8 protein-coding genes and 4 tRNA genes are annotated in these 7,409 nt (G+C 64.0%); all 12 read right to left on the bottom strand.

Translation table 11 applies throughout. From position 1 onward, the window contains the following. The coding region (locus Q8R61_RS09900) for a GTP-binding protein (protein WP_305536730.1) at window positions 1-139 on the bottom strand (139 nt) is incomplete at its 3' end. Window positions 140-279: 140 nt separating this feature from the next. Next, window positions 280-354, bottom strand: a tRNA-Thr gene (locus tag Q8R61_RS09895). 39 nt (window positions 355-393) lie between these two features. Continuing rightward, window positions 394-467, bottom strand: a tRNA-Gly gene (locus Q8R61_RS09890). A 25-nt stretch (window positions 468-492) separates the two neighbouring features. Then, a tRNA-Tyr gene (locus Q8R61_RS09885) sits at window positions 493-577 on the bottom strand. 68 nt (window positions 578-645) lie between these two features. Then, window positions 646-1,737, bottom strand: a complete 1,092-nt coding sequence (gene ychF, locus Q8R61_RS09880) for a redox-regulated ATPase YchF (RefSeq protein WP_305536715.1) — start codon at window positions 1,735-1,737, stop codon at window positions 646-648. Next, complete coding sequence (gene pth / locus Q8R61_RS09875) at window positions 1,734-2,321, bottom strand: aminoacyl-tRNA hydrolase (RefSeq protein WP_305536713.1); 588 nt, start codon at window positions 2,319-2,321, stop codon at window positions 1,734-1,736. Before pth ends, ychF begins: the two co-directional genes overlap by 4 nt. Before the next feature lie 40 nt (window positions 2,322-2,361). Beyond that, entirely contained in the window at window positions 2,362-2,982 is a 621-nt protein-coding gene (locus tag Q8R61_RS09870) for a 50S ribosomal protein L25/general stress protein Ctc (protein ID WP_305536711.1), read from the bottom strand. 105 nt (window positions 2,983-3,087) lie between these two features. Next, window positions 3,088-4,038 (bottom strand): ribose-phosphate pyrophosphokinase, encoded by a 951-nt coding sequence (locus Q8R61_RS09865; RefSeq protein ID WP_305536709.1) that lies wholly within the window; start codon window positions 4,036-4,038, stop codon window positions 3,088-3,090. Window positions 4,039-4,105: 67 nt separating this feature from the next. Further along, window positions 4,106-4,180, bottom strand: a tRNA-Gln gene (locus Q8R61_RS09860). A 15-nt stretch (window positions 4,181-4,195) separates the two neighbouring features. After that, a complete protein-coding gene (ispE, locus tag Q8R61_RS09855; protein WP_305536707.1) occupies window positions 4,196-5,029 on the bottom strand; it encodes a 4-(cytidine 5'-diphospho)-2-C-methyl-D-erythritol kinase in 834 nt (277 codons plus the stop codon). Continuing rightward, complete coding sequence (gene lolB / locus Q8R61_RS09850; RefSeq protein WP_305536705.1) at window positions 5,026-5,586, bottom strand: lipoprotein insertase outer membrane protein LolB; 561 nt, start codon at window positions 5,584-5,586, stop codon at window positions 5,026-5,028. The genes ispE and lolB overlap by 4 nt, the downstream gene beginning before the upstream one ends. Next, entirely contained in the window at window positions 5,586-7,280 is a 1,695-nt protein-coding gene (locus tag Q8R61_RS09845; RefSeq protein ID WP_305536703.1) for a tetratricopeptide repeat protein, read from the bottom strand. The genes lolB and Q8R61_RS09845 overlap by 1 nt, the downstream gene beginning before the upstream one ends. Window positions 7,281-7,409: the final 129 nt, after the last annotated feature.

Here is a 7,409-nt window from a genome sequence, read left to right as displayed (position 1 = left end):
ACTTCTTGGCAGCACCGCCAAACTTCTTCGCCAGAATGGTGGTGATCGCCGCGGTCAAGGTGGTCTTGCCGTGGTCAACGTGTCCAATGGTGCCAACGTTTACGTGCGGTTTGGTCCGCTCGAATTTTTCCTTAGCCATTTCAAGTACCCCTCAATTTTGCACAAGTAACGATGCGACGACTTTGACAACTACTTAATCAAACCGGTGCGCCACCTTAATAAATAAACGGCGACACCTAAAACGGGTGCGCCAACCTTAATCGGCGGGCACCTAAAATCTGGTGCCCATGGGCAGGATTGAACTGCCGACCTCTCCCTTACCAAGGGAGTGCTCTGCCACTGAGCTACATGGGCCTTGGACTTACAACAACCAAATAAGCCCATTACAAAAACTGGAGCGGGTGAAGGGAATCGAACCCTCGTCTTAAGCTTGGAAGGCTTCAGCTCTACCATTGAGCTACACCCGCTTCGCCCTGCTCGACCTGCAAAATCTGGTGGTGGGGGAAGGATTCGAACCTTCGAAGGCAGAGCCGTCAGATTTACAGTCTGATCCCTTTGACCGCTCGGGAACCCCACCCAAACGAAGCGCGAGATTATAGGGGGCTTAGCGAGGTGGTGTCAAACACTGCCGGCGTAAATCCGCCGTTATACGTTGAACAGGAAATTCAGCACGTCACCGTCCTTGACGACGTATTCCTTGCCCTCGGCACGCATCTTGCCTGCCTCCTTGGCCCCCTGCTCGCCCTTGCAGGCAATGAAATCGTCAAATGCGATGGTCTGGGCGCGGATGAAACCGCGCTCGAAATCGGTGTGGATGACGCCGGCCGCCTGCGGCGCGGTGTCGCCCTTGTGGATGGTCCAGGCCCGTACTTCCTTGACCCCGGCGGTGAAATAGGTCTGCAGGCCGAGCAAATCATAGGCGGCGCGGATCAGGCGGTTGAGGCCGGGCTCGTCCCAGCCCAGCTCCTTCAGGTATTCCAGGCGGTCTTCCGGCGACAATTCCTGCAATTCGGCCTCCAGCGCCGCACATACCGGCACCACCGGCGCACCTTCCTTGTCCGCAAAGGCTTTCAGCGCATCCAGCATGGGGTTGTCGTGAAAACCGTCTTCGCTGACGTTGGCGACATACAGCGTGGGCTTGACCGTCATCAGGCACAGCGACCTGATCGCCTCCATGCCCTCGGCGTCGAGCCCGGCGGCGCGTGCAGGGCGGCCCTCGTTCAGCGCAGTCAGCACCGGCTTCAGGGCTTCGACGATGACTTTCGCCTCCTTGTCGCCGCCGCGCGCCGCTTTTTCGTAGCGGATCAGGGCTTTCTCGGCACTTGCCAGGTCGGCGAGCGCCAGCTCGGTAGCGATGGTTTCCACATCCGACAGCGGATCGACCTTGCCGGCAACGTGAATCACGTTTTCGTCATGAAAACAGCGCACAACGTGGCAGATCGCGTCCGTTTCGCGGATATTTGCCAGAAACTGGTTGCCCAGGCCCTCACCTTTGGAGGCACCCGCGACCAGGCCGGCAATGTCGACGAATTCGACGATCGCCGGCACGACGCGCTGGGGCGTGATGATCTCGGCCAGCTGCGCCAGGCGCGGATCCGGCACTTCGACCACGCCGGTATTCGGCTCGATGGTGCAGAAGGGATAATTCTCCGCCGCAATGCCCGCCTGGGTCAGCGCGTTGAACAGGGTGGATTTTCCGACGTTGGGCAGGCCAACGATGCCGCACTTGAGACTCATGGTTTTTCCTGGGATGGGGTGGGTTTGGTGTTGGCGCGCTGGGTGGCGGCGTTCCACTCGCCTTGTTCGATCAGCGGCATCAGGTCCACCGCGCGTTCGATCGCCGCATCGATGTCGGCCTGCTCCTCACGGCGCGGCGGCTTCAGCACATAGTTGACGACTTCGTTGCGGTCGCCCGGATGGCCGATGCCGATTCGCAACCGCCAGTAGTCCTGCGTGCCCAGATGCGCGGTGATGTCCTTGAGACCATTGTGTCCGCCCATGCCGCCGCCGAACTTGAGGCGCAACTGGCCTGGCGGAATGTCGAGCTCGTCGTGCACCACCAAGATTTCCGCCGGCTCGATGCGATGGAAGCGCGCGAGCGCGCCGACCGCCTGACCGGAGCGGTTCATGAAGGTCTGCGGCAGCAGCATCCAGAGCGGTCCGCGGCGGCCGACGATGCCGTGAAAGCGCGACTCGTGCGCCAGCGGCAGGCCCCACCCGTGCGCGAGGCGCGCGCAAAACCAAAACCCGGCATTGTGCCGGGTTTCTTCGTAGTCGCGCCCCGGGTTACCGAGGCCGACAATCAGGCGGGGAGCCGTCATGACGGCTCACCACGCAACCGTGGGCGGGTTGCGTTCAGACTCACGCTGCGGGTTCAGCAGGCGTCTCGGGTGCAATCTCGTCCGACTTCATGCCCTTGGGCAGCGTGATCGTCACCACCGCGGGGTTCTCATGCTGAATGTGCGCAACGAATTCCACGTCATCGGGCAACTTGAGATCGTTCGCATGGATGGAATGACCCAGTTCCAGCGCGCCGATGTCGACTTCGATGTACTCGGGCAGGTTGCCCGGCAGACAGGTCACGTCGAGCTCGGTCACCACGTGGCTGACCTTGCCGCCGCCGGTCTTGACGCCAGGCGCGGTCTCTTCGTTCAGGAAGTGCAGCGGGACCTTGACGTGGATCTTGTGCGTCTTGTCGACACGCTGGAAGTCGACGTGCAGCACCTGCTGCCTGTAGGGATGCCACTGGGTGTCGCGCAACAGCACGCTTTGTTTGTTGCCGTCCACGGTCAGCGACAGCACGGAGGCGTGGAACGCTTCCTTGCGCAGCGCGTGGTAGAGCGCATTGTGATCCAGTTCGATCTGCATCGGGGCGTCGGTGCCGCCGTAAACGATGCCGGGGACCTTGCCGGTGCTGCGCAGGCGGCGGCTCGCACTCGACCCTTGCGCTTCGCGTTTGAAGGCGATGACTTCGATTTCCATGAGACTTCTCCTAAATAACTGCTAATAAATGCATCACCCGAAATGGGCAACGCATGGTGCAGCCCCCGCGACCAGGGGCATTCCCGGTTCGCTATTCAATGCTGCTTACTCTATGAATAGCGAACTGACAGAATCCTCATTGCTGATGCGGCGGATGGTTTCCGCCAGCAGTTCAGCCACCGACAATTGCCGGATTTTTGCGCAGCCGCGCGCATCGTCGCGCAACGGAATGGTGTCGGTCACCACCAGCTCGTCGATCGCGGAATGCGTCACGCGCTCGACCGCACTGCCGGACAGCACCGCATGGGTACAGTAGGCCATGACCTTTTTCGCGCCATGCTCTTTCAGCGCATTGGCCGCCTCGCACAGCGTATTCGCGGTGTCGACCATGTCGTCCATGATGATGCAGGTGCGGTCCTTCACATCGCCGATGATGTGCATCACCTTCGCCACGTTCGGCTTCGGGCGGCGCTTGTCGATGATCGCCAGATCGCACTCCAGCCGCTTGGCAATCGCCCGCGCCCGCACCACGCCGCCGACGTCGGGCGACACCACCATCAGGTTCGGGTGGTTGCGCTTCCAGATGTCGCCCAGCAGGATCGGGCTGGAATAGATGTTGTCGACCGGTATGTCGAAAAAGCCCTGAATCTGGTCGGAGTGCAGGTCCATCGTCAGTACCCGGTCCAGGCCGGCGCCCTGCAGCATGTTGGCCACCACCTTGGCGGTGATTGCCACCCGTGCCGAGCGGGTGCGGCGGTCCTGGCGCGCGTAGCCGTAATACGGAATGGCGGCGGTGATGCGGCCGGCCGAGGCGCGCTTCAGCGCATCGACCATCACCATCACTTCCATCAGCGTGTCGTTGGTCGGCTGACAGGTCGACTGCAGGATGAACACGTCCTTGCCGCGCACGTTCTCGAGAATCTCGACCATCACCTCGCCATCGGAAAAGCGCGACACCGTGGCCCGTCCGAGATGGATGTTGAGATGGCGCGCCACATCGCCGGCGAGACGCGGGTTGGCATTCCCGGTAAACACCATCAGGTTGTCTATGGACACGCGAGCCTCCGAGGGCTAGGCAACATCACAACAAAAACAGCCGCCACCGGCGGCTGCTCGCTCAATCTGGCTGGGGAGGTAGGGATCGAACCTACGAATGTCGGAATCAAAATCCGATGCCTTACCACTTGGCGACTCCCCAATAAATGGGTCCTGCTCAGGCGCAAAAACCGAACAGCGGATGCCTGTCGAGCCCCTGCGCCACAAATCCCCGCATCGTTTCAGGCAGCTGACGCAGTACGTCCCGCGCTGCGTCTTCCGTCTCGAAGGATGCGAACACGCAGGCGCCTGAACCGGTCATGCGGGCCTCGCCAAACCGTCCCAGCCATTCGAGATGACGAGCCACTTCGGGGTAACGCCGAACGACCACCGGCTGCAGATCATTCCGGCCCGCGCCTGCGGAAAAGGGCGCTATTTTGAGGGCTGGCGTGTCGCGTGTCAATTCCGGCGCAGCAAATATCGCGGCAGTCGGCACCTGCACCGGCGGCGTCAAAACCACATACCAGGCCGGCGACACTGCGATCGGCTGCAGGATGTCCCCCACCCCCTCGGCAAACGCCGTCTGCCCAAACACGAACACCGGCACGTCGGCGCCCAGCTCGAGGGCCAGCGTTTGCAGGGTTTCGCGCGATAAATTGACCTGCCACAGATGGTTAAGCGCCAGCAGCACCGTCGCGGCATCTGAACTGCCGCCGCCCAGCCCGCCGCCCAGCGGCAGAATCTTGTCGAGCCGGATGTTCACGCCGGCGCCGGCCGGGGCATGTGCCTGCAGCAGGCGCGCCGCGCGCACGGTCAGGTCGCTGTCTTCCGGCACCCCCGGGAGGTCGCCCTCGCGCACCACGCGGCCGTCGTCGCGCAGTTCGAGGTGCACGGTGTCGGCACGGTCAATCAGGCGGAACACGCTTTGCAGCAGGTGATAGCCGTCGGCGCGACGGCCGATGACGTGCAGAAACAGGTTGAGCTTGGCGGGCGCGGGGTAGGCGTGGCTCATTGAATCAGCCAACTGTCCGCCACCAGGCGGATTTGCAGGCCCTCGCGCGCGACCACCATGCGGCGCGGACGCGCATCGGCGGCGTATTCCAGGTAATCGATCACCCAGCCATCCTGCTTCAACTGGGCAACCCGCCCGCTGGCGTCGGGGGTCGACTCGAACGGGCCGGTGGGGGCGGGCCGGCCCTGCACCCACCAGGCCAGCCCGGCTACCGGCAGCACATAGCCCAGCGCCTCGCGCGTCAGCGTCTCGGCATCGGCGGCGCGGCGCGCGGGCTGGTTCGGCACTTCGAGCATAACGCCGTCGGCATCGCGCACGATGCGGGCCACGCCCTGTCCCAGCGGCGAGGTCATCAGCACGTCATCGGAGTCCGCACGGTGCTGCCACTGGATCCGGCCCGACAGACTCTGCTCGCCGCTCTGCACGCCGATGCGGCCCTGCAGGGTCCAGTTGGGCGACAGGGCAGGAAGCGGTGTGTCGACGCGCGCAACCGGCGCCACCGAGGCACAGCCGCCCAGTACCAGCGCGCACAGCGCAATCGCGGCAAGGCGACGCATCAGTGCGCGTGGCGCCGCAGGGTTTCCAGCAGCAATTCGTTCTGCGGATGGACATGCAGGCTGGACTGCCACAGCTTGCCGGCCTCGTCGCGCTGGCCGCGCGCCCACAGCACTTCGCCCAGGTGCGCGGCGATTTCCGGATCGGGGCGCACCTTGTAGGCGCGCTCGAGGTACTCCTGCGCACGCGCCAGGTTGCCCGAGCGGTATTGCGCCCAGCCCACGCTGTCGAGTATGAACGGATCCTCCGGCGCCAGCGCCAGCGCCTTGTCCAGCAGGACGATCGCTTCGGCCAGCCGATCGGTGCGGTCGGCCAGGGTATAGCCCAGCGCGTTGTAGGCCTGGGCGTCATCGGGGCGCAGCACGATCACGCGGCGCAGGTCGGCCTCGAGCACGTCAAGCTTGTCCAGTTTTTCCGCTGCCATGGCGCGGTCGTAGAGCAGTTCCGCCGAATCGGGGTAGCGCTTCAGGCCTTCCGACAGCATTTCGTAGACCGCCTCGGATGCCTTGCTCTCGCGCAGCAATTCGGCCTGTGCCTGGATCAAACGCACGTTCTGCGCATCGTTTTCGCCACGCGTGGCCGCCAGCAGGGCGCGCGCCTCATCCGACCTGCCGACACGCGCCAAGAGCGCAGCCTGGCGCGCACGTGCCGGCACCAGATAATTGCCGGACTGGACTTCATCGTAGTGGGCGAGCGCCGCCTCGGGCTGCTTCATCTGCTCGGCCACCTGGCCCAGGTAGTACTGCACGATGTCGGCGTCGCGCGGGCTGAATTCCAGCGTCCGGGTCAGCAAATCGCGCGCCGCGGCGTGGTCGCCCATCTGGAACGACAACAGGCCAGCCGCCAGGCTGATCTCGGCATTCTGCGGAAAATCAGTGGTCAGACGGGTGAATTCGGTACGAGCATCGGCGAACTGGTTGGCATTGACCAGCGCGCGCGCATAGCCCAGCCGCACATCGCGGGCGTCCGGATGGCGCACCAGAAAATCGCGCATGAAATGGATGGCGTCGGCGTTCGAGGTTTTGCCGATCAGTTGCGCGCGGCGCAGCGCGGCAGGTTCCCAGCCGGGGCGCAACGCGTCGGCCCGCTCCAGCGCGGCAAGGGCGGTGTCGAAGCGCCCGGCCGCCGCCGCGGCCTGGGCAATCGCAAACTGCGCCTCCGGTAAGGTCGGATGGTCGGCCGCCAGGCGCTCAACCAGCGCCAGCGCGGCCTGGGTGTCGCGCAATTTGCCCATCAGGGCCGACAGATGCAAAAACCCGTTGGCCGTATTGCTCTGCAGCAGGGTCCGCAGGATTGGCTCGACTTCCTCCATCTGGCCTTCGCTCAGCAGCAAGGCCGCCAGGGTCTGGCGTGCGCGTTCGGAATCTGCATCGGATGCAGCCCAGAGTCGGGCGGCTTCCAGCGCGCCGGGCTGGTTGCGCGCAAACATCGACACCTCGACCGCCCGCCGCGCCACGCGCGGGTCCTGCGTCTGCCGCGCAAGATCGAGATAGGTCGACTGGGCGACGCCGATGGCGCCACGCTGGCCGGCGACTTCGGCCACCAGGAACTTGAACAGCAGATCCGGCGTGAGCGGCTGTTTGGGCAGCGCGGCCTGCGCCTTGGCCAGCGCCATCGCCTCATGTTGGGCCGCAAGTTCGGCCGCTGCTTCGGCGCTGCGTTCCGCCTGTGCGTCCACTGCCGCCTGTGTTTGCACGTCAGCCGGCTGCGACGCCCTGATTCCAGGCTGGCTGCACGCACTTGCAGTCAGCAAGGCTGCGCACAAGGAAAGGATTTTAAATTGAGCCATGTTGAAGCCTTAAAGAGGGAGTGCCTGGCACGATTC

The organism is Thiobacillus sp. (assembly GCF_030696885.1).
In the GTDB taxonomy this organism is placed as follows: Bacteria; Pseudomonadota; Gammaproteobacteria; order Burkholderiales; family Thiobacillaceae; genus Thiobacillus.
Note: the sequence above shows the minus strand (reverse complement) of the source record. Positions and strands in the feature narration are given on the sequence as shown.

Coding starts and splice junctions, on each gene's coding strand:
- ychF (WP_305536715.1), bottom strand. CDS start 1,737: ATGAGTCTCAAGTGCGGCATCGTTGGCCTGCCCAACGTCGGAAAATCC.
- pth (WP_305536713.1), bottom strand. CDS start 2,321: ATGACGGCTCCCCGCCTGATTGTCGGCCTCGGTAACCCGGGGCGCGAC.
- Q8R61_RS09870 (WP_305536711.1), bottom strand. CDS start 2,982: ATGGAAATCGAAGTCATCGCCTTCAAACGCGAAGCGCAAGGGTCGAGT.
- ispE (WP_305536707.1), bottom strand. CDS start 5,029: ATGAGCCACGCCTACCCCGCGCCCGCCAAGCTCAACCTGTTTCTGCAC.
- lolB (WP_305536705.1), bottom strand. CDS start 5,586: ATGCGTCGCCTTGCCGCGATTGCGCTGTGCGCGCTGGTACTGGGCGGC.